The organism is Bacillus sp. 7884-1, assembly GCF_002272245.1.
GTDB lineage: Bacteria > Bacillota > Bacilli > Bacillales > Cytobacillaceae > Neobacillus.
In genome coordinates this window covers 1-26532 of record NZ_NPDD01000236.1, presented here as the reverse complement: position 1 = coordinate 26532, position 26532 = coordinate 1, and the positions used below count along the sequence as shown (strand labels likewise).

General features: G+C 38.2%; 25 protein-coding genes. 20 read left to right on the top strand and 5 right to left on the bottom strand.

Annotated features, from left to right (window positions below):
• Positions 1-85: 85 nt before the first annotated feature.
• The 3 genes from CHI06_RS25515 to CHI06_RS25505 all read right to left on the bottom strand — a co-directional run bounded on the left by CHI06_RS25515 (position 86) and on the right by CHI06_RS25505 (position 2519).
• Entirely contained in the window at positions 86-850 is a 765-nt protein-coding gene (locus CHI06_RS25515; RefSeq protein WP_095251451.1) for a sulfite exporter TauE/SafE family protein, read from the bottom strand.
• 121 nt (positions 851-971) lie between these two features.
• Positions 972-1262: a hypothetical protein gene (locus tag CHI06_RS25510; protein ID WP_095251450.1), complete on the bottom strand. Its 291-nt coding sequence runs from the start codon at positions 1260-1262 to the stop codon at positions 972-974.
• Positions 1263-1292: 30 nt separating this feature from the next.
• Positions 1293-2519, bottom strand: coding sequence for an MFS transporter (locus CHI06_RS25505; protein ID WP_257009453.1), 1227 nt, complete (start codon positions 2517-2519; stop codon positions 1293-1295).
• A 187-nt stretch (positions 2520-2706) separates the two neighbouring features.
• Here CHI06_RS25505 and CHI06_RS25500 point away from each other — a divergent pair, with 187 nt between their 5' ends.
• The 5 genes from CHI06_RS25500 to cysC all read left to right on the top strand — a co-directional run bounded on the left by CHI06_RS25500 (position 2707) and on the right by cysC (position 6560).
• A complete protein-coding gene (locus tag CHI06_RS25500; RefSeq protein ID WP_095251446.1) occupies positions 2707-3474 on the top strand; it encodes a phosphosulfolactate synthase in 768 nt (255 codons plus the stop codon).
• Complete coding sequence (locus CHI06_RS25495) at positions 3459-3986, top strand: histidine phosphatase family protein (protein WP_095251445.1); 528 nt, start codon at positions 3459-3461, stop codon at positions 3984-3986. The genes CHI06_RS25500 and CHI06_RS25495 overlap by 16 nt, the downstream gene beginning before the upstream one ends.
• 47 nt (positions 3987-4033) lie before the next feature.
• Positions 4034-4735, top strand: a complete 702-nt coding sequence (locus CHI06_RS25490; RefSeq protein WP_095251467.1) for a phosphoadenylyl-sulfate reductase — start codon at positions 4034-4036, stop codon at positions 4733-4735.
• A 64-nt stretch (positions 4736-4799) separates the two neighbouring features.
• On the top strand, positions 4800-5948 hold the full coding sequence (gene sat, locus CHI06_RS25485) for a sulfate adenylyltransferase (RefSeq protein WP_095251443.1): 1149 nt from the start codon (positions 4800-4802) through the stop codon (positions 5946-5948).
• A gap of 12 nt (positions 5949-5960) precedes the next feature.
• Positions 5961-6560, top strand: a complete 600-nt coding sequence (cysC, locus tag CHI06_RS25480) for an adenylyl-sulfate kinase (protein ID WP_179292785.1) — start codon at positions 5961-5963, stop codon at positions 6558-6560.
• Positions 6561-6569: 9 nt separating this feature from the next.
• On the opposite strand, the gene CHI06_RS25475 is transcribed toward cysC, so the two are convergent.
• Positions 6570-7124 (bottom strand): YitT family protein, encoded by a 555-nt coding sequence (locus CHI06_RS25475; protein WP_373558172.1) that lies wholly within the window; start codon positions 7122-7124, stop codon positions 6570-6572.
• Positions 7125-7887: 763 nt separating this feature from the next.
• On the opposite strand from CHI06_RS25475, the gene CHI06_RS25465 reads away from it, so the two are divergent.
• Entirely contained in the window at positions 7888-9033 is a 1146-nt protein-coding gene (locus CHI06_RS25465) for an acyl-CoA dehydrogenase family protein (RefSeq protein ID WP_218833119.1), read from the top strand.
• A gap of 33 nt (positions 9034-9066) precedes the next feature.
• Positions 9067-10650 (top strand): AMP-binding protein, encoded by a 1584-nt coding sequence (locus CHI06_RS25460; RefSeq protein WP_218833118.1) that lies wholly within the window; start codon positions 9067-9069, stop codon positions 10648-10650.
• A 30-nt stretch (positions 10651-10680) separates the two neighbouring features.
• Here CHI06_RS25460 and CHI06_RS25455 read toward each other — a convergent pair whose 3' ends face one another.
• Complete coding sequence (locus CHI06_RS25455) at positions 10681-12825, bottom strand: sigma 54-interacting transcriptional regulator (RefSeq protein WP_095251438.1); 2145 nt, start codon at positions 12823-12825, stop codon at positions 10681-10683.
• A 232-nt stretch (positions 12826-13057) separates the two neighbouring features.
• On the opposite strand from CHI06_RS25455, the gene CHI06_RS25450 reads away from it, so the two are divergent.
• From CHI06_RS25450 to CHI06_RS25390, 13 genes are all read left to right on the top strand, one after another.
• Positions 13058-14407 (top strand): acetyl-CoA carboxylase biotin carboxylase subunit, encoded by a 1350-nt coding sequence (locus CHI06_RS25450; protein WP_095251437.1) that lies wholly within the window; start codon positions 13058-13060, stop codon positions 14405-14407.
• Between the two features lie 16 nt (positions 14408-14423).
• The gene (locus CHI06_RS25445) at positions 14424-14636 is read left to right on the top strand and encodes an acetyl-CoA carboxylase biotin carboxyl carrier protein subunit (protein ID WP_095251435.1); all 213 of its coding nucleotides are present in this window, start codon (positions 14424-14426) and stop codon (positions 14634-14636) included.
• 26 nt (positions 14637-14662) lie between these two features.
• Positions 14663-15001 (top strand): AtuA-related protein, encoded by a 339-nt coding sequence (locus CHI06_RS25440; protein WP_095251434.1) that lies wholly within the window; start codon positions 14663-14665, stop codon positions 14999-15001.
• Between the two features lie 43 nt (positions 15002-15044).
• The gene (locus CHI06_RS25435) at positions 15045-15827 is read left to right on the top strand and encodes an enoyl-CoA hydratase/isomerase family protein (RefSeq protein WP_095251432.1); all 783 of its coding nucleotides are present in this window, start codon (positions 15045-15047) and stop codon (positions 15825-15827) included.
• A gap of 43 nt (positions 15828-15870) precedes the next feature.
• A complete protein-coding gene (locus CHI06_RS25430) occupies positions 15871-17250 on the top strand; it encodes an acyclic terpene utilization AtuA family protein (RefSeq protein ID WP_095251431.1) in 1380 nt (459 codons plus the stop codon).
• Positions 17250-18815, top strand: a complete 1566-nt coding sequence (locus CHI06_RS25425) for an acyl-CoA carboxylase subunit beta (protein WP_095251430.1) — start codon at positions 17250-17252, stop codon at positions 18813-18815. The genes CHI06_RS25430 and CHI06_RS25425 overlap by 1 nt, the downstream gene beginning before the upstream one ends.
• 22 nt (positions 18816-18837) lie before the next feature.
• Positions 18838-19647: an SDR family oxidoreductase gene (locus CHI06_RS25420; protein ID WP_095251428.1), complete on the top strand. Its 810-nt coding sequence runs from the start codon at positions 18838-18840 to the stop codon at positions 19645-19647.
• A 32-nt stretch (positions 19648-19679) separates the two neighbouring features.
• A complete protein-coding gene (locus tag CHI06_RS25415) occupies positions 19680-21293 on the top strand; it encodes an AMP-binding protein (RefSeq protein ID WP_095251427.1) in 1614 nt (537 codons plus the stop codon).
• Between the two features lie 110 nt (positions 21294-21403).
• Entirely contained in the window at positions 21404-23068 is a 1665-nt protein-coding gene (locus CHI06_RS25410) for a class I adenylate-forming enzyme family protein (protein ID WP_095251425.1), read from the top strand.
• A gap of 113 nt (positions 23069-23181) precedes the next feature.
• Positions 23182-23967, top strand: a complete 786-nt coding sequence (locus CHI06_RS25405) for an enoyl-CoA hydratase/isomerase family protein (protein WP_095251423.1) — start codon at positions 23182-23184, stop codon at positions 23965-23967.
• Between the two features lie 74 nt (positions 23968-24041).
• Positions 24042-24443: a hypothetical protein gene (locus CHI06_RS25400; RefSeq protein WP_095251422.1), complete on the top strand. Its 402-nt coding sequence runs from the start codon at positions 24042-24044 to the stop codon at positions 24441-24443.
• 30 nt (positions 24444-24473) lie between these two features.
• The gene (locus CHI06_RS25395) at positions 24474-25940 is read left to right on the top strand and encodes a sodium:solute symporter family transporter (RefSeq protein WP_095251421.1); all 1467 of its coding nucleotides are present in this window, start codon (positions 24474-24476) and stop codon (positions 25938-25940) included.
• 51 nt (positions 25941-25991) lie between these two features.
• Positions 25992-26489, top strand: coding sequence for a DinB family protein (locus tag CHI06_RS25390; RefSeq protein ID WP_095251420.1), 498 nt, complete (start codon positions 25992-25994; stop codon positions 26487-26489).
• The last annotated feature ends 43 nt before the right edge of the window (positions 26490-26532 follow it).

Below are 26532 nucleotides of genomic sequence, written 5' to 3'. Positions count from 1 at the left end.
ATATGTTTGAATTTTTAGGTGAAGGACAGGTTTTTTTCAATTTCATTTTTGAAAAAGAAGAAAACACGGCTGTGACCGTGTTTTTTTAAATGAGCTTAACACCACTAATCAAAATCATGATTGCCATAATCGTTCTTAATGGTTTAGCTGGGAGTCTGGATGATAAGGTGCTACCTATAAGAACACCTGGTATTGAACCTGTTAGCAGGTTAAAAACCAATAAATAATTAACATTTCCAATTCCAGCATGCATAAATCCTGCGGCGGTAACTAATAGAAAAGCATGTGCAATATCCGTTCCGACCAGTTCTGAAGGACTCATTCTGTATAGATAAAGCATCGCTAAGGCAAACAATGAACCCGAACCAATTGAAGTCAAACCAACAATAAAGCCTAAAATAACTCCAATGCAAATGGTTAAACCGCGCTTCTCATGAATTGGCTTCTTTTGAAGAGGATTTTCATCTAATTTACTTATAGCAAATGTTTTAATTAATGTAGTCAATGCCACTAAAATTAAAACGTATCCCAAAGCATGTTTGATTACTAGCTCTTGGTTATGGAAAAATGAGTCAAACAGATGGAGAATCCAAACTGCACATATAGCACTTGGAATACTTCCAATAGCAAGATATTTCACCAAGGTAAGATTGATCGTCTTTTGCCTCCAATGTTGAAAAGAACCAAATAACTTGGTGATAGAATTATAAACCAGATCTGTTCCTACTGCTATTGACGGACTGAATCCTAATAATATTAAGATTGGCGTTAACAGTGCTGCTCCTCCAACACCTGTCAAACCAACCATAAATCCGATTAATAGCCCCATTAGAATGATTCCTATACTCATTAGGCCACACACTCCATATTTGTCTAACTAGCTACCAATAAGTTATGAAGTGGTTAAAAGCCTTGTTACTACTGCCCAGACCCAAATTAAAGAGGGCGGCAAATGCCGTCCTCTTGTATTTTTAACCCTCTTTCTCGTCCTCTTCTTCCTTTAGCTTTATTTTTTTACAGCCAACATACAAACAGGAGAGAATATCAAGCCCAGGTTTTGCCTTAGCTAACCCTTTTATATAGGGAGTGACCAAATCTTTAAAATCGGCACCGACTTCTTCATCCTCCAAGATTCCATATACATAAAGCTTTTTTTCATCAAATAGAAAAGCTACGTTTCCTACACCTTTGTTCTTTGAATTTACAACGTTTAAAACCTGATATTGAGGGGTAATTACCTCAGGTGAAAAATATATTTGCAAATCTATCTACTCCTTTAGTGGCAGCATCTCTTAGGTGAATTGTAATTTTTCAAATAATGTGTCACTTTCATTTTCTTCCGATGGTTTTGTTTTTGCAACATGGATAAGTACCATACAAAGCAGGGCACAAAACAACGTTAAACCAGCGGTGATTAAAAACATACCTGATCGCGACCATTCCATTAGTGAGCTGAATACTGGGGGTCCGATTGCAACTCCTAAAAATCGAACAGAGCCATAGAGGGAGGTAACAAATCCTCTCCGATCTGTTGGAACGGATCCAGTAATAAAGCTATTAATACAGGGGAGGACAAGTCCTGTCCCGACACTGCTAATGGCTAGGACTGAAAAAAAGGGAACTAAATTTTTAAAGAAAATTAGTGATGCAAATGAAGTGGTCATAAGCAATAATCCTAAGATAATTAATGTTTTCATCAGCTTCATCTTTTTACCGATTTTACTTCCCGTTATATAAGATGTGATGGTCATAACTAGAAGTGGAATGGCTAAGATACTCCCTTTTAACACACCATCAATTTGATAATCTTTTTCCAATATGTCGGAAATGTAGAATAAAATGCCGAATAAAGTGAATAAACAGGTAGCTCCTGTTAAATAGGCGGCAAATAACCAGCGTCCTTCTGTTTTAAAAACAGACACTAGCCCTTTTACATATTTTCCAACCGGCGGCGGCTCCTTTTTTGCTTTTTTTTCTTTTATGAAGAAGATGGTTAACAGGCAGGAAATAAGGCAAAAAATCGGAAAAGCAAAGAATGCAGCATACCAAAAGAGTAAGGCTAAAAGGGATCCAATAATAGGACTGATCACCTTACCAAACCCATTGGAAGCTTCCACTAACCCTAAGACTTTACTTTGTTCTCCACCTTTAAATAAATCCCCTGTTAAGGCCATTGCAATGGGTGCTGTTCCTGCAGCACCCATTCCCTGCATGATCCTTCCTGCAAGTATCCACGTATAGGAATTATCAAACCAAGCAGCAGCGGCACCTGCTAATAAACCTCCGCTTCCATACAGGATAAGAGCAGGGACAATAATGGCTTTACGTGAAAACCGGTCTGATAAATAGCCTAATACAGGTATAGAAATGGCAGCAGCAATTGAGAATGCTGATATAACCATACTGACTTGAAATTGAGAAATATCGAGTTCTGATTTCATCTTAGGAAGAATTGGAATAAGCATCGAGTTTCCTAATACTAGTATGAGCGGGATTGAACCGATTGCAAATATCGTCATACCATTATGTTTTTGCTTTGGCAATGAAGTACACCCCTAACTGTGAGAATAGCCTTTTTATTGTTTGATGTGACGAGAGAGTTTATACAGGACGAATGCCTAATTTCTCCTTTTATAGCCTAATATCTACACATTCACCTAAATTATGAATAATCTATCCTAGAAAAAAAGAGGAGGCGCTTTTTATATGGATTTTTTAATACTTCCAGAAAGGACGTCAGGAAATAGAACGTATGGTTTGACCTCGGTAATCGATTTCGGAACCCCAATAGGTGAGTTGAAAAATATTTTATCCGATTATGGTTATCTCATTGATATTGCCAAAATAGGAATTGGTTCTGCCTATGTGACTCCAAATTTAAGAAAGAAAATTGAACTTTATAAGGAGCATAAGATAAAGCCTTATTGTGGAGGAACATTATTCGAAAAATGCTTTTATCAAAATAAAATCCCTGAATATTTAACGCATTTACGTGATTTAGGGATTGAATGGATTGAAATATCAAATGGAACACTGGATATTCCTCTTCAAGAACGCCTCCAAATGATCTCCCAGATTAAGAGGGATTTCCATGTCATAGCTGAGGTTGGATCAAAAGATTCTAATAAGGAAATGGCCATATCAGAATGGAAGCAGGAAATAACTTTTTTACTAAATGCAGGTTGTGACTATGTAATAACAGAAGGAAGGGATTCAGGAACTTCTGGCATATATGAAAAATGCGGCACCATTAAATTAAATTTGATTCAAGAATTATTAAAAGATATCGATAGTAAAAAAATAATATTTGAAGCACCTACACCTAAACATCAAATGTATTTTATTAAAGAAATTGGACCAAACGTTAATTTGGGAAATGTAAAACTTCAAGATGTATTAGTATTGGAAACACAACGCTGTGGACTTAGGAGTGAAACCTTTTATTTGGAGGAAGATGAATGCCAATTACTTTAATCAGACACCTTCCAACGGAATGGAATAAAAATACATGGCTTCAAGGGCGGAAGGATATCGAACTTTCGCAGGTTTCTGAAGAACTATCTAAGGAAATTGCTGAGAATCGGAAAATACTTGGAAAGTTGGCACCATTTGACATCATATTAGCAAGTACATTACAAAGAACCCACCAAACAGCAAATCTCTATGGATATCAATACGAAACAGAAGGATTATTGGACGAATTAGATTTTGGACCCTTTGAAGGAGTACCAAAGAAGAAGCTGATAGAAAAGCATGGGGAAATATGGTTGGAAAATCCGAAAGAATTAGTACTGGGTGAGAGTTTAAAGAATTTCGAAAAACGAATTGTAGTGTTTTTAGATAAATATAAAGAGTATTCTAATATCTTAGCATTTGGTCATGGTTCTTGGATAAGAGCTGTGATTTCATACACCCAATGCGGCGATATTAACAATATGAATAAGATAGAGGTCGTTAATAATGCATGCATCACTTTAGATTTTTAAAATCTAAAGCGGCGCAAAGAGAAATGGAGGGCTGAGGTTTGTCTGAGATGTTGACGCATGATAGATGGGATCAAAAAAAGATAGAATCCTTTATGGATATCCAGCCAGACTATTTGGATGTTTTGAAGTGGGCATATCGTGAATATAAAGATGAAATTGTCTATGCCTGCAGTTTTGGTGCAGAGGGCATCGTTTTAATTGATTTAATTTCGAAGGTTAATAAAAAGGCAAAAATCCTTTTTCTTGATACTGGACTACATTTTCCAGAGACATATGAATTAATTGAAAAAGTAAAAACTCGATATCCTTCCTTACAAATCAACATGGTAAAACCGAAGAATTCGTTGGAGGACCAAGCAAAATGGTATGGTGAGGAGTTATGGAAACATAACCCAAATCTTTGCTGCCATATGAGAAAGGTGGTTCCCCTAAAGGAGGGCTTAGAGGGGGCAAATGCATGGATCTCTGGTTTAAGGCGAGAACAATCCCCCACACGGAGCAATACTCAGTACATTAATAAAGATGATAAATTCAAAAAAATAAAAATTTGTCCCCTCATACATTGGTCCTCAGAAGATATCATGACTTATATTCACTTAAACAAGCTGCCTTATAATCCATTACATGACAATGGATACCCAAGTATCGGGTGTGCCCCATGTACAAACCGTGTATCAAATCAAATGGATTCTCGTGCTGGCCGATGGGCTGGCCAATCAAAAACGGAATGCGGACTCCATGAATCATAATTTATGTCTTTTTATATGGTCTACAGCCTTATAGATGATTCAGTGGCATTGGGAGGGAAAAATTGTGAGTGAAAGTGTACCGCATGGCGGCAAATTAATAAATCGGATAAACCTAAATTTTTCAAGCGAAATATCCCGTAATAGTGTAATACTTGATAATTTAGAATTAAGTGATTTGGAGTTAATTGCAAATGGAGCTTATAGCCCTTTGGAAGGCTTTATGGGAAAAGCAGATTATGAATCAGTTGTAAAAAATATGAGGCTTTCCAATGGACTCCCATGGTCAATACCCATTACATTAGCGATTGATAAAAATAAAGCAATTGAACTTAAGGCAGGGGAAACCATTAACCTTATTCAGGATGGAATCGTATATGGTGTGATGAATGTGGAGGAAATCTATATTCCTGATAAAAAGATAGAAGCCGAAATGGTTTATAAAACAACTGATTTGCAACACCCTGGCGTAAAAAAACTGTTTGCTAGGGATGAACTCTATCTTGCTGGTCCCATTACGATGGTAAAAAGGATTAAAAAGAGCGGGTTTGAAAGTTTTTACTTAGATCCAATCGAAACAAGAGAGAAATTTAGAAATCTTGGCTGGAAGACGGTCGTGGGGTTCCAAACAAGAAATCCTGTTCATCGAGCACATGAATATATACAAAAAACGGCATTAGAAATTGTCGATGGCCTATTCTTAAATCCGTTGGTAGGGGAGACAAAAGCGGATGATATTCCAAGTGACATCCGAATGAAAAGTTATCAGATTTTACTCGATAATTATTATCCAAAAGACCGGGTTTTCTTATCTGTATTCCCTGCAGCTATGCGTTATGCTGGACCAAGAGAAGCCATTTTTCATGCTATTGTACGGAAAAATTTCGGATGTACACATTTTATTGTGGGTAGAGACCATGCAGGAGTAGGAAGTTATTATGGCACTTACGATGCACAGAAAATATTTAGTGCATTTAAGGAAGAGGAGCTAGGAATCAAACCCCTATTCTTTGAACATAGCTTTTATTGTAAAAAATGCGAGAATATGGCCTCGGAAAAAACATGTCCACATGATTCCCATCATCATGTCATTTTATCGGGTACAAAGGTAAGAGCGATGTTAAAAAACGGTGTACATCCGCCGAAGGAATTCAGCCGGCCAGAAGTAATTGATATTCTTATCCAAGGTATGAAGGATGTTTATACCAAAAACTAAAGGGTGTAGAAAATGAAAATTTCACATAACATTACTTGGCATCACTCAAGTGTTACCAAAAAAGATCGCCATCTTATCAATGGGCATAAAAGCTGTGTCCTTTGGTTTACAGGGTTATCAGGGTCAGGGAAATCTACCTTGGCAAATGCAGTAGACCGTGCGTTGTTTCATGAGGGTGTTAGAACCTATGTACTTGATGGTGACAATATCCGTCATGGATTAAATAGTGATTTAAGTTTTCGACCAGCAGATCGAAAAGAGAATATCCGGAGAATTGGGGAAGTAGCAAAGCTATTTGTTGACAGCGGCCTAATTGTTTCATCTGCCTTTATTTCTCCATTTCGAGAAGATAGGGAGCTTGTTCGTCAGATGTATGAAGCAGGGGAATTTATTGAAATCTTTGTGAAATGCCCCATAGAAGTCTGTGAAAATAGGGATCCAAAAGGGTTATATAAAAAAGCAAGAAAGGGAGAAATCCCCGAGTTTACAGGGATTTCTTCACCATATGAGACTCCGTATCAACCTGAAATTGTCATTGAAACAGATAAAATGACGATTGAACAATCAGTTGAAAATATAAAAATATATTTAAAAAATAAGAAGATTCTATAAGGGATCTTCTTATCTTTTTCTCCAATTCGCTGATAAGAAGCTTATCCTATGGAGTTTAAAATCATAAATATAATCAATAATATTGGTTGAGAAAAATTGGCAAATGATGGCATATAATACGATATTATAATCAATGACAAGAGCAGTTAGTAAAAAGATTATAAAGTTAATCCCCATCATTACTTTTCCAGGGCTCCACTGTTTGTAGTTGGCAATCATTAACGATGGAATGACCATCCCGCCACTAGATGCCCCTGCACGAATTAGTAAGCCGACCCCAAAGCCAAAAACAATACTCCCAGCCACAATACAGATAAAAATATTAATATGTGGATGAGGATAGTTAGTGGTTATATAACCTACCGTCATAGCGGTAATGCCAACTGAAATAATTGTGCGAAAGGTCCAGGTAAATCCAAAATAGGGGAGAGCAAATAATAAAAAGACAACATTTGCTAGCCATAATGAAAACCCAAGTGATAGAGGGAAAAAATGATTGATTAGGATGGCGAGTCCAGCACCGCCGCCAGATGGTATTGAATGTGGAAATAGAAATACAGACATTGCAATACCCTGCAGGGTTGCTCCTAATAATAAACAAAAATAAGTCAGCAATGTTTTTTTCATAACTAGTAGAAATGGATCCTCAAATGTACAGTCGTGATCTCCACATTCATTCCCCCTCTTTGGACTACCTCTCCTTGTCCATTTTATGAGAATGGAAAATAGAATATGTTGAATTATTATTACAAAAAAAGTGCACACGGCTGCGTACACTTTAATCCTTATAGCGATTATAGACTTTAAATATGGCTACAAAGCCATTAGGCTGCCTTCCAACCAGTAACATCCTCTTCAAGCGGTAGATTATTTGCTCGTGCTTTTTTAGCAGCACGGAAGAATAACCCAATCAGTATGGCAGCGCCAATCCAAGAAATGTTCATGGATAAGCCGAATCCAATTTGTACATTTATGATATAGGTAATAACCATTAATACATAAAGGATCCAGGTACAAGGGTAACATAGTAATTCTTTAGTAGTAGGAATACTCGGAATAAATTTTTGACAGTGATAAAGAAAAATGTGTATGTACATTTACGATTGTTTAATTAATTTACGTAGTTGTATAAAAAATGAACACTCGACATTAATCTTATAAACATTCTATTGACCATTAGCTTAATTAATACTTGGCATGGTTGTTGCATGTTTAATAGTATCCTGGATATTGTGCTTTTTTAGAGGATATGAGGAATCTTATATCGAATGATAAGTGTAATGGAGAGGAAATTTCATTTCGGATTATTTTAGCGGAGGGATAATAAGTGGAATTTTCAGAAGAATTGGAATTTTTAAGGAAAACGGTTGCGAATTTTGTATTGAAAGAAATTGCACCAATTGCTGAAGAAATGGATAGAACAGACGAGTTTCCAAATTGGATTTGGAAAAAGCTAGGTGAATTAGGCGTATTGGGTGTAACCATTCCTGAGGAGTATGGCGGGACAGGACTTGGACCGGTTGAACAAGCGATGGTGACAGAAGAGATTTCTAAATATAGTGCAGCGATAGCAGTATCCTATGCTGCCCATTCTAATTTATGTTCACACAATCTTTATCATAATGGAAATGAGGCTCAAAGAGAAAAGTATCTTCCTGGACTGTGCAGCGGGGATTTAATTGGTGCACTCGGCTTAACAGAACCTGGTTCGGGTTCAGATGCTGTTGGGATGAGTACGACTGCTAGACGTGATGGCGATTATTACATTTTAAATGGCAGTAAAACATTTATCACCAATGGTCCCATTGCGGATGTCTTGATTGTTTATGCAAAAACAGACAAGGATAAAGGTGCTCACGGAATCACTGCTTTTATAGTTGAAAAGGGCTATCCAGGATTTTTCGTTTCGAAACGGCTTGAAAAAATGGGAAATCGCGGGTCTGCTACAGGAGAGTTAATCTTTGATGAGTGCCGTGTTCCAGTGGAAAATGTCTTAGGTGAAGTGAATAAAGGAATTAAAGTCATGATGGGCGGCTTAGATATTGAAAGAGTCGTGGTTTCAGCATTAGCACTGGGCATTGGAGAAGCGGCTTTTAGAGAATCAGTGAAATACTCGAAGGAAAGAAGTCAATTTGGAAAAGAAATTGCTAACTTCCAGCTAATCCAAGCGAAAATTGCCGATATGTACACAAACTTACGTGCTGCGAAACTATTAACCTATGAGGCTGCATCAGAGGCTGCAAAAGGAAAAAAGGTCACGTTAAAGGCAGCTTCTGCCATTCTATTTACAGCTGAAACCGCAACAAAGACAGCGTTAGAAGCTGTTCAAATTCATGGCGGGTATGGTTATATGCTGGATTATCCTGTAAACCGTTATCTCCGGGATGCAAAACTCTATGAAATTGGTGCAGGTACTTCAGAGGTTAGACGCTTGATTATTGCAAGAGAGCTATTAGACGTCAAAACCTTTTAATATGGATTATTTTTGAATAAGAGGGGGATGCGCATGTCGTTAGATTTTAACTTAATTCATCGCGTTAATATGGGAGATATTTTAAAGAGAAGCTCTAAAAGATACCCAAATAAAATAGCTGTTATTGAAGGCGACACAAGAGTGTCTTATCTAGAGCTGAACAAATGGGTTAACAAAGTGGCAAGGGGTTTCCAATCGATTGGAATTGAAAAAGGCGATCGACTCTCAATACTCTCCAGTAATTCCATTGAATTTATCCTAACCTACTTTGCATGTGCAAAAGCAGGAATTACCATTGTTCCCATTAATACAGGTTTACTCTCGAATGAAATAGAATATATCCTAAAAGACTCTAATTGCAAAGCTGTTGTAGTAGAAAACTCATTTCTTAATTTAATGCCAGCTAGTGAATCCCTTAAAGAGGTTATCGTTATAGGTGACTATGACTGTAGTAAAATAACGAATCATAACCAGCGTTTTCATGAATGGGAGCCCCTCTGGAGTGCAGAGGACGACTCAGAGGTTCTCTGTGAGGTAAATGATCGAGATTTAATGCAATGTTTATACACCAGCGGAACAACCTCCAACCCAAAAGGAGTGATGAGCAGTCATACTGCTGTCTATTTTAATACCTTGGGTACAGCTTTTGATTTAAAGTTTACGGACCAGGATATTTCGATTGCCATGCTGCCATTCTTCCACACTGCACAACTAAATGCGATTTCAACACCTGTTTTCCTTGCAGGCGGAACGACGATTATCTTGAAAAAGTTTGAACCTGAAACATTAATGTCCTTAATAGAAAAAGAAAAAGCAACCCAAATATTTGGTCTGCCGATGATGTACCGTGCCTTACTAGACCATCCAAAAAGAGTAGATTATGATTTAACCTCACTGAGATTATGTGTGTATGCGATGGCACCTATGCCAGATTATGAACTTCAGCGCGCACATAATGTCTTCAAATGTGATTTCGCTCTTCTTTTTGGCCAAACCGAAATGGCACCAGTTGCTACGGTTTTTCGCCCTGAGCACCAATTAATAAAGTCTGGCGCAGTCGGAACTCCAGCGGTTAACGTGGAAGTGGGAATTATGAATGAGAAGGGTGAATTACTCGGAGAAAATGAAGTAGGGGAAATTGTTTATCGTAGTCCACAAACAATGGAAGGTTACTTAAACGACACTCAAAAAACAGATGAAGCCTTTGCGAATGGGTGGTTCCATAGCGGGGACTATGGATATTTTGACAAAGATTCTATCCTATGGTTTGCTGACAGGAAGAAGGATATGGTGAAAACGGGTGGTGTCAACGTCGCGTCCATTGAGGTGGAAAAGAGTATTTTTCAGCATCCTAAGGTTCAAAATGTTGCTGTTGTGGGACTTCCGCACGAACACTGGACAGAAGCACTTACAGCCTTCGTAATTTCAAAAGATAACGAAGAGATACCAGAGGAAGAAATCATTCAATTATGTAAGCAGCAATTAGGAGGATATAAGGTTCCTAAAAAAGTCATTACCTTAAAGGAATTCCCAATGACTTCTTCAGGAAAAATCCAAAAACATATCCTTCGCAATGAACATATTAATCTATTTGAACAAGAGACTATAAACAAATAATAAAGAAGGAGACCCATGTCTCCTTCTTTATTATTTAATGTTAAAATACACATTTGATTCAATATTATATTTTTTTATTTTGTTATATAAGGTGGTTCTGCTAATGCCGAGAAGCTCAGCTGCCTTGGAGCGATTACCTTGTACAGACTCCAAGGTTTCTAGGATTATCGACTTTTCAGAGTCTTTAAGAGAGACCATTTCATTTAGAGAATCATGCTTGTTATGAACGACAGCAGTGGTACTTGGGATCACTTCTCTAGTAATGATGGATTGTTTATTTTCTATCAGTTCCAATGGTAAATGAATCGTATCAATCCAATTCTTTACATCAAAATTCATCGCTCGTTCAAGGATGTTTTCTAATTGCCGAATGTTTCCCGGCCAAGAGTACTCTTTTATAATAGTGAATGCTTCTGGACTAATACCTATAACTTGTTTATTTAATCTGTCATTTAGCTTGTTGATTAGGTGATTGCATAATAAAGGAATATCGCCTTTTCGCTCCCTAAGGGGAGGGATTTGGATGGTCACAACATTAATCCGATAATAAAAGTCCTCACGGAATTCACCATCTTGGACTAACTGATATAATTCTTTGTTGGTAGCGGCAATGATTCTTACATCGACCGTACGCGTGCGGTTGTCACCAATTCTCTCGAAATTTCTTTCCTGAAGAACCCTGAGTAATTTCGATTGTAGTGCCAGGGGCATGTCACCAATTTCATCTAAGAAAAGCGTTCCCTTGTCTGCCAATTCAAATTTACCAACTTTTCCTCCACGGCGTGCCCCTGTAAAGGCACCATCTGCATATCCAAAAAACTCCGATTCTAACAATTCTGATGGAATGGCCGCGCAATTTACCTTCACAAAATTTCCTTTTCGACCTGATTCTTTATGAACAGCCTCTGCAAAAAGCTCTTTTCCTGTACCACTTTCGCCAGTAATTAATACGGTTGAATTATTTTTTGCCGATAAAAGGGCTTGATGTTTTAAGTTGGCCATCTTTTTATCATTAGACTTAATAATGTCAAATGAGGAGTTTTGCGTTAATTTTTGGTATTCACTTCGATAGAAATTTAATTCACTTTCCAGCTTATCCATACGATAAAATAATTCTTTCCATTGATCCAACTGGTTAGAGATTATTTTAATAATCATCCCAACCTCTTTACCTGCATGAACGATAAATTCCTTTGTTACGATACCGGTTTTATTATTTATTGTCATAATTTCTTTTCTTTGGTGGGGGTCGTCTGTGAATGGACCAAGGACTGGAACGGATTCTTCAATTTTCTTGTTAATAATAGTCTTATCATTTAGTTCAAAAAGATCTAAGAATGCCTGATTCGTAAGCGTAATTCTGCCTTGTTTATCGGTAATGATGATGGCGTCATAGGATAAAGCCATTGCCTGTTGTAATGTTTGCTGGAGGTTTTTAGTTGTTTCTAGTTCTTGAGCAAATTCTTCTAATGTGGTGATATCTTTGATGATGGCTAGCGCGCCACTAGTATTCTCTTTATAAGTTATAGGGATAAAGGAGCCAATCCCGGTGATAGGACCCAAAGTTACCTTTTTTTGTTTAATGGTTGTTAAATCATCTAATGTTGACACCATGTAGGGGGCAATTTCAGGAAAACACTCTTCGATATTTCTTCCAATAATATCTTCTTTTTTCAAAAGCATGACTTTTTCAGCTGCCCCATTAAACGCAACAATCTGATTATTTCTATCAATGGAGATGACAATATCCTGCAGATTTTCGATTAACCCTGTCAATTGATTGACGAGAATTTCTGTTTCATGTAAGAAACCATTAATGATATCGGATTTGCTAATAACTCCAACAACTTTATTCTCCTGGTTAAGTACAATCCCGTGAGCTACATTATGTTGGAGCAACACATCCTTTACGTGTCTAAATCCTTCTTTATCATTTACCGTCAGGACATCTCTTCGAAGAATGGACTTTAGAGGAGTATCTGGGCTCGTCCCAGCTAATATGGATCGATAAAGACTGTACTTGCTAACAATACCGAGGGGATAATTTGAGTCATCAACGATACAGGCAACATCAATTCGCTGCTTTAGAAATCCCATGATTACATCTGAAATATTGTTGTTTTCTGTTAACAACAGCGGTTTGGAATAGTAATCTGCGATATTTAATTCTTTCATGACTTTAATGGAAAATCTCCTCCTTACATAAGTGTAAAAAAAGTGAACACTTGTTTAATATTATAACAAAATTCTGAAAATATACAATAATTGAACAGTTTTGTAGTCCATGAGAATTCAAGTATCCTTGATTTCCTTCTATTTCGTGTTGGCACGGTAATTGCACATAAGTAAGGTAAGATTACAAAAATTATTTTTACATAAGTAACCTTGTGGATTTGGAGGATAAAGAATGACAATCAAAAAAATATTAATTGCAAATCGAGGAGAAATTGCTAACCGAATTATTCAAACATGTAAAAGATTAGGGATAGGGACAGTGGCTGTTTATTCAGAGGCAGATGAACAAATGCCATACGTTACCGCAGCAGATGAAGCCTACTTAATAGGACCGCCGCCTGCATTTCAAAGCTACTTAAAGGTGGATGAAATTATTAAAGTAGCGCTAGAAGCAAAGGTTGATGCGATTCATCCAGGGTATGGGTTTCTTTCAGAAAACAGCGCATTTGTTGACCGCTGTGAAAAAGAAGGGATTATTTTCATCGGACCATCCAGTGAAGTAATTAAAATGATGGGAAGCAAAATTGAAGCTAGAAAGAGGATGAAGGAGCTGGATGTTCCGGTTGTTCCGGGAAGTGTCAATGCACTAGAGACAATCGAAGAAGTCCTTCAAAACGCTAACTCAATTGGATATCCGGTGATGTTAAAAGCCAGTGCTGGCGGGGGCGGCATAGGAATGGAGCTTGTCTATTCTGATACTGAACTAGAAAAAGCTTTCACCTCTACCAAAAGCCGTTCGGAAAAATTCTTTGGAGATTCGTCTATTTTTATTGAAAAGTACATTGAAAGTCCAAGACATATTGAAATGCAAATTGCCATTGATCATTTTGGGAATGGTGTTCATCTTTTCGAAAGAGAATGTTCCGTTCAACGCAGACATCAAAAGGTGATAGAAGAGTGTCCATCACCTTCCATCCAGCCACAACAACTGGAGGAACTAAAGCAAGCTGCGTTAAAAGGGGCGGTAGGGATTGGTTACCGAAATATAGGGACGATGGAATTTATTTTTGATGAACAAGGGAACTTTTACTTTTTAGAGATGAACACAAGGCTTCAAGTGGAACATCCAGTAACAGAGGAAATTACCGGAATAGACTTGGTAGAATGGCAAATTGAAATTGCCAATCAACACCGATTACCATTGCTCCAACAGAGTATTAAACGTGAAGGGCATGCCATGGAATGCCGAATATATGCAGAAGATCCCGTACGCTTTTTCCCTTCACCAGGTACTATTAACCAATTGATTTGGCCAGATAATGTAAGGATTGAAACTGGAATTGTAAACGGAACCACGATTACTCCTTTCTACGATCCAATGATTGCCAAAATCATTACTAAGGGATCAACGAGAGAGGAAACCGTTAGAAAAATGAAAAAAGCACTTTTGGAAACGGAGATTCAAGGAATCAAAACGAATATTCCTTTGTTGCTAGAAGTTTTAGATAATGATCAATTCCAGCAGGGGCACTATTCAACAAATCTTATAAAAAGTATGCGTGAAAATACAATAAAACATTAGATAAGGAGTGAAAAAAATGAATATTCGGTCAAACATGAGTGGAAGTCTATGGAAATTAGTTGTTAAAGTAGGGGATCAAGTAGAAGCAGGACAGGAAGTAGCCATTTTAGAATCTATGAAAATGGAAATTCCCATTGTTTCCGAAGGCTCAGGCGTTGTAGAAGCGATATTAAAAAATGAAGGTGACTTTGTCCAAGAGGATGAGGTTGTAGTGAGGCTTCAAGCATAGAAAAAGGTTAAAGGAGGAACAAGAAAATGCAAAGAGTAAAGCTTGCACAGATTGCTATATCTAGATCTGGTGATAAAGGGAATATTTCCGATATTTCATTGTTTGCTAAAAATAGTCAAGTTTTTGAAGTGTTAAAAAAAGAAGTAACAGAGGACCGAGTGAAAGAACATTTTGCAGGATTATGTACCGGAAAAGTAGAGCGATATGAAGTTCCCAATGTATTAGCATTAAAATTTGTTTTACATGATGCGCTAGGCGGCGGGTCTGCTTCATCACTTAGAATGGATAATTTAGGGAAATCCTTAAGTGCAGCATTATTGAGAATGCAAGTAGAAGTCCCCCTTCATGTTTTGGAACGTTTATAAGAAAAAAATTTAGTTAATTAAAGAACCGGTCAGGAGGATAATTATGGTCGAATTAGTACGTTATCAAATAGAGAATAACATTGGCATTATTGAAATGAATAACCCAGAGAGCAGGAATTCACTGTCTCAGGACATGTGTATAACACTAATCGATACACTTAAGGCTGCTGAAGCAAATGACGAAGTTCACGTCATTTTATTAACGGGTGGTGGGAGCTCCTTTTGTGCAGGGGGAAACCTTAAGGAATTTTCACGCTATCAAGAAAAGCTTGCAAGTGTGATTCATAAAGAGGGAGAAGCGACGACCAAACTTTTTCAAACGCTTACAGGCTTAAAAAAACCAGTTATTGGAGCTGTTAACGGTCATGCATTAGGGGGTGGATTAGGCTTAGTAGCTGCCTGTCACTATACAGTCGCATCTTCGAACGCAAAGTTAGGAACGACTGAGATTAAATTAGGCTTATTTCCACTAGTAATTCTCCCGATTATCATCGAGGTGATTGGCAGTAAGAAAGCATTAGAAATTAGTTTTACGGGAGAGATTTTTAAAGCAGATAAAGCAAAGGAATATGGATTGGTGAACAAAGTGGTTCCGCCAGAGCAAGTGATGGATGAAGCACTTGCATTCGCTAGAATGCTGGCTTCAGCAAGTCCGTTAGCATTAAAAATTGGGTTAGATTGCTTTGTGAACACACGTGATATGGAAATGAACAAGAAGTTAGATTATGCCAACACATTGCGCGTCATTTCGTTCCTCAGTGACGATGTAAAAGAAGGTGCGGAGGCATTTTTAGAAAAAAGACAGCCAGTTTGGAAAGGCAGATAAAATATAGTCCCTTCGTTTAAAAAATAGCTTGGAGGTAATTAGAATGTCCAAAAAAGTAAGAATTGGCGCAGGTATGGGTTTTTATGGTGATTCCGTATTACCCGCATTAGATATAGCGAAAAATGGGAATGTACAATACATTTGCTTCGATGACCTTGCGGAATTAACCATGGCCATACTGGAAAAAGATCGAAAAAAGGATCCAACCAAGGGCTATACAAAGGATATCACGCAAACGATGAACTTATTATTACCAGAGTGTTTTCCAAAAGGAATTAAACTTATCACTAATGCTGGCGGTATTAACCCTGAGGGGGCAGTTAATGAAGTGAAGCGTGTTGCCCAATCTTTAGGATTTGATGATATCAAAATAGGACTGGTCAAAGGGGATAATATCTATGGCCGATTAAATGAGTTAAGCCCCTACTTCCTTACAAAGGATGGAGAAGAATCCTGGGAGCAATATGAAGATCGATTGTTATTTGCCTCGGTTTATTTAGGAGCACAACCGATTGTAGAAGCGCTAAAACAAGGAGCGGACGTTGTTATAACAGGACGTACAACAGACTCTGCTCAATTTGCTGCTCCATTAATCTATGAATATAACTGGTCTTATGATGACTGGGATCGTGTAGCATCCGCGGTTTTATTAGGTCACTTAATGGAATGCTCGGGACAGGTAACCGGCGGAAACTATACAGGTTCATGGCAGGATATCGAAGATTTAGATAATATCGGATATCCCATTGCCGAAGTCAGTGAAGATGGTTCCTTCATCCTCACAAAAACCGAAGGAACTGGAGGAAAGGTTAGCGTAGAAACCGTAAAGGAACAATTCCTTTATGAAATTCATGACCCGCATCATTATATTACCCCAGATGTTATTGTCGATTTTACATCGGTGATTTTTGAGGATATTGGACCTGACCAAGTTCGTATTTCAAATGTAAAAGGAAAACCTGCTCCGCCAACATTAAAGGTTTTAATAGGTTATGAGAATGGCTGGGCAGGGGACGGTATGTTGGGGTACTCATGGCCAAATGCATTAGAAAAGGCAAAAAAGGCAGAGGAAATCCTTAAGAAACAGATTAATAGACTTGGAATCAGGACTGAAGAAATCCATACCAGTTACATTGGATACAATTCATTACATGGTCCCCTGGCTCATGAAGTGGACTCGGATTCATTGAATGAAATTTATCTATACTTTGCGATTCGAACAAAGGAAAAAAGCGATGCTGCCAAATTTGGAAAATTACTTTCGCCGTTAGCTGTTAATGGACCGCCATTTGGGGGCGGCGGTTTAGGAAAGGGTGGAAAGCCGCGGCAATTATTAGGTATCTATTCATGCTTAATTGATAGAAATGTAATTGAAAGTGAAGTAACGGTAGAGATTGTAACAGTGAACAAGGAGGCAGTCTGATGACAAAAACACAAATTGAAACATTCCAACTGACAAATCAACAAAAAGAAGAAAAAATTGAAGCGGAAAAAGTACGAATCAAAGAAGGCGGGGCAGAAAAATATCGAAATCGTGCCAAGGAACAAGGTAAATTACTGGTTCGTGAACGACTAGCACTTCTCCTTGATCCAGGCTCCTTCCGTGAGGAGGGTTTATTAGCTGAAGCGCTTAAATCAGATTTAGCAGCGGATGCAATGGTGACCGGAATCGGTAAAATTAATGGACGTAAAGTTGCGTTTTTAGCGGCGGACCCAACGGTAAAGGCAGGCTCTTGGGGTGCAAAGTCAGTTGAAAAAATGATTCGTATTCAAGAACTGGCGATGAAATTAAAAATTCCGATGATATATATGCTGGACTCTGCAGGAGGTAGGATTACCGATCAAATTAGAATTTTTCCAGGTCGCAGACATAGTGGAAAAATTTTCTATAATCAAGTGAAAATGTCAGGTATGGTGCCGCAAATTTGCATAAATTTTGGTCCTTCACCTGCGGGTTCTGCTTATATTCCTGCTTTTTCGGATCTAGTTATTATGGTAGATAAACAGGCTAGTGCCTATTTAGGTTCTACCAGAATGGTAGAGATGGTCATTGGGGAAAAAACAACAATGGAAGAAATGGGAGGAGCCAGAATGCATTGCTCAACAAGCGGACTAGGGGATGTTCTAGCAAAAAATGATGAAGATGCAATTGAAATCATCAAACAATATCTTTCCTATATGCCGCAAAATTATAAGAATGCACCTGAAATGGTGGAAGCAGTTTCGGCTAAGCCTGGAAGGTCTATTAAAGAGATTATTCCAGAGGATATGAATCGACCTTACGATATGTACGAGTTGATTGATCGCGTCATTGATGAGGGAACCTGGTTTGAAATTAAAAAACTGTTTGCACCCGAGCTCATTGTAGGCTTTAGCCGGATAGGAGGCAGAGTGGTTGGAATCGTTGCAAACCAGCCGAAGGTAAAGGGCGGCACCTTATTTGTTGATACAGCAGATAAGGGAGCTAGATTTGTTACCCTTTGTAACGCCTATAATATTCCTCTTCTATTTTTATCTGATGTTCCAGGGTATATGGTTGGTTCTTCCGTTGAGAGAAAAGGAATCATCCGTCATGGAGCAAAATTTATTACAGCTGTTTCAGAAGCGACTGTACCAAAGCTGACGGTAATCGTACGAAAGACGTACGGTGCAGGATTATATGCAATGTGCGGACCCGCTTATGATCCGGAAAAAGTAATTGCCTTACCTTCTGCTTCCATCGCCATTATGGGTCCTGAGGCTGCCATTAATGCTGTTTACTATAACAAAATTCAAGCACTTCCTGAAGAGGAACGACCTGAATTTATTCAGAAAATGCGTGAAGAGTATTCAGAGGATATTAACATTTATGCACTTGGTTCTGAGCTCATTATCGATGAGGTTATACCGTATGACCAGCTTCGCGAAGAAACGATTGTACACTTTGACTATTATGAATCAAAGGATATTACATTTGGGGAGAAAAAATGTCCGGTTCATCCAGTATAAGCGGTAAGAATGGAGGAAAAACATGCAAATATCAGAGATTTTTTCGAATACCCTTCTGAAGGGTCAAGTCGCTATTGTTACGGGTGGCGGCACGGGAATCGGTAAAGTAATTGCCCATCAATTAGGCAGTGTAGGAGCAAAACTAGTTCTAGCTGGACGCAGAGAAGAAGTATTGAAAAAAACAGAAGATGAATTTGTTTCCCAAGGATTTGAAGTATTAACGGTCCCGACAGATATTCGAGAGATTGACCAAGTTGAAAACCTTGTTACCCAAGCAGTAAATCAATTTGGGAAGGTAGATATATTAATTAACAATGCTGGGGGACAGTTTCCCAAAAAGGCAGAGGAACTATCAAAAAATGGCTGGGATGCGGTTATTCGAACGAACTTAAATGGAACATTCTATGTTACACAGGCTGTAGGAAAACAAATGATTAAACAGGGTACAGGAGGAGCTATAACGAATATTCTCGTTTCCTTCTTACATAGGGGGGCTCCTGGTATAGCCCATTCGGTAGCAGCAAGGAATGGGGTATATGGTTTAATGAAAAACCTAGCATTAGAATGGGCACAGCATAGCATTCGTGTTAATTCCATTGGTGCTGGATTATTCATAACAGAGGGGATGCAGGAAGAAATGGCAGCGGCGGACCCGACCTTCATCGACAACACGATTAATGCTGTTCCGTTAAGGCGGGTTGGAAATCTTGAAGAACTCGGCTGGCTAGCAGCTTACTTATCCAGTAAGGCCAGCGGGTATATCACAGGTGAAAACATTATTATTGACGGCGGTAATTCATTGGGGCATGGGATTACGTTTTTCCCTTACTAGAATAATAGAGTTTTTGAGGAAGGGTGTCGTAAATGTTTAACAGTGTTAGAGAAGTAATTGAACAATCGGCGCAAAAATTTGGAAAGAAAAAGTTCCTTTATTGTGATGAGAAAGAACTTTCTTTTGAAGAAATCAATCTGATCTCAAGTAAAGTAGCAAGCCTTTTTCATGAATTAGGTGTAACAAAAGGAGATAAAGTCGCTCTTTATCTCCCCAACTGTATAGAGTTCATATACTGTTGGTTTGGTTTAGCGAAACTCGGTGCCGTTTTGGTGCCCATCAACAATTTTTTTAAGTCTACTGAGACCTCTTATGTGTTAGATAATTCTGACTCAAAAATAGTGGTAACGGATAACAATGCTCTGGAAATGGTCTTAGGAATTCGTGAGGAATGTCCTTCGATTGAATATGTCATCTCGATCCAACAAAGTAATCATACGAGTGTTATTAGCTTTTATGATTTTTTAGAAAAGCAGACACCGTATTTGTCTTCGGTAGAAATAAAAAGAGATGATGATGCGGCCATTCTATATACATCAGGAACAACCGGTCATCCCAAGGGATGTGTAGAGCCTCAAAGTTACTACTTAGTTAACCCGCGTCTATGGGCTGAAGCACTCGAACTTACAAGTGAGGATCGTGTGTTAACACCCTTACCATTATTTCACATGAATCCCCAGATTTTATCCGTAATGGGGGCATTGATCCTTGGGGCAAGTGTTATAGTATTAGACCGTTTTCATCCAAAGAGTTGGTGGGAGGATGTCATCAAGTATAAGGCCACTCAATTTCATTACTTAGGCGTTATGCCAGCAATACTATACTCCATGCAACCAAGTTTAAAAGATAGAGAACATAATGTCAGAGTGACACTAGGTGCTGGAATATCTAATGAGTATCACCAGCTCTATGAAGAAAGGTTTGGTTTACAGGCGGTTGAAGTGTTTGGCATGACGGAAGTTGGTTTGACGATGGTTACTCCAATTCACGGTGAGAGAAAAGTAGGTACGGGTTGTATGGGAAAAACTCTTCCTGGTTTTCATGCTAGTGTTGTAGATGAAAATAACCAAGAGCTTCCAAATGGAACAGTGGGTGAATTGGTTATCATAGAAGATCCTCGCCCAGAGGGATCTGCGATGATGAAGGGGTATTATAAAAATCCTGAGGCAACCCAAAAAGCATGGGAGGGTGGCTGGTTTCATACTGGTGACATGGTGAAAAAAGATGAAGATGGATTCTTCTATTTTGTTGATCGGAAAAAAGACATCATAAGAAGAAGTGGAGAAAACATTTCATCAATGGAAGTGGAGGATTGTGTGAAAGCTCATCCAAAAGTAATGGAAGCGGCAGCCGTGCCTGTCCCAGATCACATTCGGGAACAAGAGGTTAGAGTTTGTATTGTGTTGAAAGAAGGTGAAAGTGCTGCGACTGTTCCAGAGCAGGAAATTATAGATTGGTGTACTGAACGATTAGCTTATTTTAAAGTTCCTCGGTATGTGGAATATATTAACGAGTTTCCGAAGACGGCCAGCCAGAAAATACAAAAATCTATCTTAAAGGAAAACCTTCCAGTGCAGTGTTTTGATAATGTAATAAAGGCACAAGTATCCCTTAAAGAAAAGATTTCATCAGCTGCTAAAAAATAATGAAATTGCGGTTTTTCATTATTAACAAGAAAACTATATCAAAAGTAGAACCTAAATTAGAAAGAGTAATAGAAGGCTGATAGAATGAATTTTTGCGAGGAGTGAAGGGTATGAAAATCGATGTAACTTCGCTATATAACAGAAGAAGGGTTAACAGGTGGGAAAGAACTTCTGTAGGAGACATGCTCGAAAGGCTAAGGTACAGCTTTCCTGATAAAGAGGCATTGGTCGGGTGGGAAGGTGCGTATGCACACCCGGATAATGCAAGACTTACTTATCTAGAGGCAGACGATAAGGCCAACCAATTTGCCAATGCACTTTTCAAAAGAGGACTAAAAAAGGGAGATCGTGTCCTTTTCTTTTGTGATAACTCTGTAGAAGGATTTTTGGCTAAAATTGCTGTCGCTAAGGCTGGAATGGTTGCTGTTCCTATGAATACAATGATGGCTCCAGATGTCATTACCTATCTCATTAACCATGTTGAACCGAGCCTTTTTATTGCAGACTCCGAGCATTGGCCAAAAATAGAAAATGTTTTCAGTAAACTGAATATCCAGCTGGACATTACGATTCCAATTGGTGGAGGGGTAATTCCTGGAAGTCAGTCGTTTGAGGAATTTTACCGAGGACATTCAAAAAACGAACCAGATGTTGAAATTCATGGGGATGATATTTGGCAAATGTTGTTCACATCTGGAACTACTTCAATGCCTAAATGTGTTATGGTATCCCACACGAATACCTATATGTCTGCCTATAGTTTCGCTTTGTCAATAACAAGAGGAATATCGATTGAAAATGAATTAAAGGTGTGTAGTTTTCTTCCAATTATGTTCCATGTTGCTGATCAGATATTTGCTTATCCTGTATTTCTATCAGGGGGAACATTTGTCATCGGGCGTACGCTTAACATGCCGGCAATGGCTGATGCCATCACAAAGGAAAAGGTAACTACCCTTTGGTCCGGATCGCCTGCATTTTTGACTGGTCTCACAGATTTAATCCTTGTAGAGAGAGACAAATATGATGTGAGCAGTTTAAAGGTAATTGTATACGGCTGGGCTCAGCTTAGTCCGGATTATCATGAAAAGTTAAAGGAACTATGCGGACGTGATTTAGTGACGTTTGAGATCTTTGGCCAAACAGAGTCAATATCCTGTTATCGTTTTTGGCCAGATAAGTGGTCGGAAACCTACGAAAAGAATGCACCAGAAGTTAACTATGTAGGTGTCCCTAATCCACTTCTTGCTTCGGTGATAATGGATGAAAATGGAAGCGTTATCAATGATCCGCGGGTTCAAGGTGAAGCAGTATACCGGTCACCTGCAGTCATGTCTGGATATTATAAAGACGAAGAGGCTACAAGGAAAGCCTTTGAACATGGCTGGTTTCATTCAGGAGACAGCTGTATGTATGATGAAGATGGTTTAGCAATAATGGTCGATAGATATAAGGACATTATTAAGTCAGGCGGAGAAAATGTCTCCAGCATTCGAGTAGAAGCAGTTCTTCGACAGCATCCTGCTGTAGAAAAAGTAGCTGTAATCGCTTTGCCTCATGAAAAATGGGGTGAAATGGTTACAGGAGTAGTAATGCTTAAAAAAGGTAAGCATATTGCGGAAGCTGAGTTAATCAGTTTTTGCCGTGAAAAACTCGGTGGTTTTGAAACACCTAAACAAATTATCTTTACTGAAACCATTCCTGAAACCGTAGGCGGAAAAATCTTAAAGTATCGTTTACGTGAGCAACTTGGGGCTTTAAATCTCAAAAGCTGACCTTGCTAATGTAGCTACTACAAACACAATAAGACAGTTCCAAAAATTCATAAAGGAACTGTCTCTTTTACGAATATGGTACAAACAAACGTTAGTAGGGGAGGAATAAAACCATGGAAAATGAACTGATTTATGAAAAAAGAGGCAATCGAGCACTTATAACGATTAATCGTCCTCAGGTGTTCAATGCATTAACTCCAAACGGATGGGGATATTTAGGAGATTTGTTCCAGGATGCAGAAAATGATCCAGATATCCGAATTGTGATTATTACCGGTTCTGGAGAAAAAGCCTTTTGTTCCGGTGCCGATTTAAAAAAGACCATACCACTCTTACTCGGGGATGAGCGAAATGATGAACTCGAAACAAAAATAAATCATGCAATGATGAAGTTCAAGCCAATCACCAAGCCTATTATAGCAGCAGTCAATGGTCATTGTTTAGCTGGTGGTACAGAATTATTGCAAGCAACAGACATCAGAATTGCGGCTGAAAATGCTACTTTCGGGCTGCCAGAACCAAAATGGTCAATTATGGCTGCAGGTGGTTCTTTAGTAAGACTGGTCAGACAAATCCCCTATTGCAGAGCAATGGAAATTCTATTGACTGGAAGACAATTATCTGCTGAGGAGGCTGAAAAAATAGGCTTGATTAATAGAGTGGTCCCATTAGAGGATCTAATGATAGAAGTTGATCGATATGCTGAACTAATTATCCAAAATGGACCAATTGCGGTTCAATCTACTAAACAAGCTGTTATTAGTTTGCAAAACTTGTCTTTAGATGAAGCGTTTAAAGTGGAATGGAACTTTGCACAACAGGCATTAAAAAGCAAAGATGCAAAAGAAGGAATTTTGGCATTCGATGAAAAAAGAACGCCTCAATTTATAGGGGAGTAAGTTATCAATATCTAGTAAGAAATAACAATATGTTTAACCATTACTCTGATGGAATCTTAAGGAGGTAGAGGAGAATGTCAAATAGGTTTGTATACGCTTCGACTGCTTTACTCGTATTAATTATCATTGGTATGCTCGTCGGATCATTTCGATTAATCATTTACCCGTATATAGTACTCGTAGGAATACTGTTATTAATTGGATTGGCTAAAAAAATAATAGTGAATAAAAAAATCATTTGGATTCCTACCATTGTCACATTCCTATTTTTACTCTTACAGGGATGGTTAGACATAGCAACGCTCCATTCACCTATTGGAGGAGGAAATTTAATATTAGGTTTTACTATAAGTACAGCCATTTACTATGTTGGAATTTGGACATTGTGTGCTAGTTTTTCATTAATATACGTTTGGACATTTAGCAAGCCAGAAGTAAAGAAGTCTTCTATTAATACAAATTCATTAGATATATAGATACCTATAAAAAAAGAAGGAGGGGTTTACATGAATCCAACGATTATTGCAATTGCAGTTATTTATTTATTGGTATGTGTTTTAATCGGATATTGGGCAACAAAGAAGACCAAAACGAGCGGTGACTTTTTTGTGGCTGGTAGAGACATGGGGATGTTTGTAATGGCGATTGCAGCATTTTCATCCATCCAGAGTGGATTTGGTATGGTGGGTGGAACAGGAATGACATTTAACGGCGGTTTAGGATTTGCATCAGGACTAATGGTTTCAGCTCCTTTAGGTTTTGCTCTAGCATGGTTCTTAATCGGAAAAAGATTATATAAAATTAGCAGGATTGGTGAAGTTTATTCAATTGGGGATATTATTGAGATTAGATATCAGAGTAAGGCAGCGCGCGGATGGATTTCAGTTGCAATGATATTAGGGGTTTTGGGGTATCTTGGCACACAAGTTCAAGCAATGGGCATAATCATGCATTCCATTTTTGGAGTAACACCAATGGTAGGTGCAATAATAGGTTTAGCAATCATGGCTTTTTACTGTGTTGGCGGTGGGATTCTGGCTGCCGTTTATACGGATCTATTTCAAGGAGTAATCATGATTGTTGTTTCAATAATTGTATTTTTCGTTGCAATCAATATTGGTGGAGGAATTCCCGAAATGACTCAAACACTTATTGACTCCAATCCAACATTGGCCTCACCTTTTGGCACATACCCTGTTATAACCGTAATCTGTTGGTTTTTTATGATTAGCTTAGGTGCAGCAGCACAACCTCACTTTCTCACAAAGTTTTTACTACTTAAAGATGATAAGGATTTAAAGTGGGGGGCTTTTACTGCTAGCATTTCCTATATGATAACCACACTGTTGGTAATAGGCATAGGGCTTGCTGCTTTAGTATTAAAGATTCAAGGGAAATTTCCTGAGTTGAAATCACCTGATGATGCTTTACCTGTTTTTTTATCAATGTTTACGTCACCGTTTATAAGTGGATTAGTTATTGCAGGTTTAATGTCAGCTATTATGTCAACAGGTAGTAGTTTTGTAAATATTGGTGCAGCAAGCATAGTACGAGATATCCCAAAGTCATTTAACTTAAAAGTGAAAAATGAGTTATTTTGGAGTCGTATTGCCGTTCTAGGTCTCCTCGTCCTTTCGGCTATTTTCTCCTTTTATATGAATACATTAGTTGGTTTATTAGGAGTATTTGGATGGGGTTTGTTTGCATCAGCTATATTCCCTTCTGTTGTATTAGGATTAATTTGGTCAAAAGCAACTAAATACGGAGCAATTGGAAGCATTGTGATTAGTCTAGTGATAAATATAGTATTAGAAATTGGCGGTAAATACGGTTTTAAGTTTCTTCCTCCTGGTGTAATAAATGGGGCGTTTGCATTAGCAGTCTCTACAGTATTATTTATTGCAATTTCACTTTTAACCCAGCCGAAAGAAGCAAAAATAAGCAATGAGCTGAAGAGTGTAATTGAGGGGTAGCTGCATCTGTTTAAATTGAATGTAATTATAAATGGGTAAGGAGGGGAAGAAATGTTCGGAATAAAGGAGGCAAGGGCAGAGTTACTAAATTATGTCTCCAATATCTCAGACAAAGAAGCAGCACTCTTTGCTGAAAATGATGAATGGTCCATTTTAGATATTTTAGAACATCTGTATGTGATTGAGAAAGTGATGACCTCAGAAATAAATAATATACTGGTAAAAGGTGAAAGAAAAAAGGCCATAAAACATAAACCACTAGATTCAACACTGGATCGTTCAAGTAAATATAAGGCACCAGAAAACATGAAACCTATTAAAGAGTTTACTAGCATCTTGCAAGCAAAAGAAAGGTTAGACTCTTCCAGGCAGTCTTTAATAGAGCTCTTAGAAGTGTATGACCCTGAAGAGTTAAAAGTTAATTCGGGAAAACATCCTGCATTCGGAACCATTAGTGTGGAGCAATGGGTGGAATTTATAGGACTACATGAAAAACGCCACCTAGCTCAAATAAAAGAAATGGTGGAGAAACGTATAGTAAATAACTAAAATTACCAAAATTAGAGTCCCAGGAATGTATTTCCTGGGACTC

What these genes read in the sequence shown, in the direction of transcription:
- CHI06_RS25515 (WP_095251451.1), bottom strand. Translation starts at nt 850, where the DNA reads ATGAGTATAGGAATCATTCTAATGGGGCTATTAATCGGATTTATGGTT.
- CHI06_RS25505 (WP_257009453.1), bottom strand. Translation starts at nt 2,519, where the DNA reads ATGACGATATTTGCAATCGGTTCAATCCCGCTCATACTAGTATTAGGA.
- CHI06_RS25500 (WP_095251446.1), top strand. Translation starts at nt 2,707, where the DNA reads ATGGATTTTTTAATACTTCCAGAAAGGACGTCAGGAAATAGAACGTAT.
- CHI06_RS25495 (WP_095251445.1), top strand. Translation starts at nt 3,459, where the DNA reads ATGCCAATTACTTTAATCAGACACCTTCCAACGGAATGGAATAAAAAT.
- CHI06_RS25490 (WP_095251467.1), top strand. Translation starts at nt 4,034, where the DNA reads ATGTTGACGCATGATAGATGGGATCAAAAAAAGATAGAATCCTTTATG.
- cysC (WP_179292785.1), top strand. Translation starts at nt 5,961, where the DNA reads ATGAAAATTTCACATAACATTACTTGGCATCACTCAAGTGTTACCAAA.
- CHI06_RS25475 (WP_373558172.1), bottom strand. Translation starts at nt 7,124, where the DNA reads ATGTCTGTATTTCTATTTCCACATTCAATACCATCTGGCGGCGGTGCT.
- CHI06_RS25460 (WP_218833118.1), top strand. Translation starts at nt 9,067, where the DNA reads ATGTCGTTAGATTTTAACTTAATTCATCGCGTTAATATGGGAGATATT.
- CHI06_RS25455 (WP_095251438.1), bottom strand. Translation starts at nt 12,825, where the DNA reads ATGAAAGAATTAAATATCGCAGATTACTATTCCAAACCGCTGTTGTTA.
- CHI06_RS25450 (WP_095251437.1), top strand. Translation starts at nt 13,058, where the DNA reads ATGACAATCAAAAAAATATTAATTGCAAATCGAGGAGAAATTGCTAAC.
- CHI06_RS25445 (WP_095251435.1), top strand. Translation starts at nt 14,424, where the DNA reads ATGAATATTCGGTCAAACATGAGTGGAAGTCTATGGAAATTAGTTGTT.
- CHI06_RS25440 (WP_095251434.1), top strand. Translation starts at nt 14,663, where the DNA reads ATGCAAAGAGTAAAGCTTGCACAGATTGCTATATCTAGATCTGGTGAT.
- CHI06_RS25435 (WP_095251432.1), top strand. Translation starts at nt 15,045, where the DNA reads ATGGTCGAATTAGTACGTTATCAAATAGAGAATAACATTGGCATTATT.
- CHI06_RS25430 (WP_095251431.1), top strand. Translation starts at nt 15,871, where the DNA reads ATGTCCAAAAAAGTAAGAATTGGCGCAGGTATGGGTTTTTATGGTGAT.
- CHI06_RS25425 (WP_095251430.1), top strand. Translation starts at nt 17,250, where the DNA reads ATGACAAAAACACAAATTGAAACATTCCAACTGACAAATCAACAAAAA.
- CHI06_RS25420 (WP_095251428.1), top strand. Translation starts at nt 18,838, where the DNA reads ATGCAAATATCAGAGATTTTTTCGAATACCCTTCTGAAGGGTCAAGTC.
- CHI06_RS25415 (WP_095251427.1), top strand. Translation starts at nt 19,680, where the DNA reads ATGTTTAACAGTGTTAGAGAAGTAATTGAACAATCGGCGCAAAAATTT.
- CHI06_RS25410 (WP_095251425.1), top strand. Translation starts at nt 21,404, where the DNA reads ATGAAAATCGATGTAACTTCGCTATATAACAGAAGAAGGGTTAACAGG.
- CHI06_RS25405 (WP_095251423.1), top strand. Translation starts at nt 23,182, where the DNA reads ATGGAAAATGAACTGATTTATGAAAAAAGAGGCAATCGAGCACTTATA.
- CHI06_RS25400 (WP_095251422.1), top strand. Translation starts at nt 24,042, where the DNA reads ATGTCAAATAGGTTTGTATACGCTTCGACTGCTTTACTCGTATTAATT.
- CHI06_RS25395 (WP_095251421.1), top strand. Translation starts at nt 24,474, where the DNA reads ATGAATCCAACGATTATTGCAATTGCAGTTATTTATTTATTGGTATGT.
- CHI06_RS25390 (WP_095251420.1), top strand. Translation starts at nt 25,992, where the DNA reads ATGTTCGGAATAAAGGAGGCAAGGGCAGAGTTACTAAATTATGTCTCC.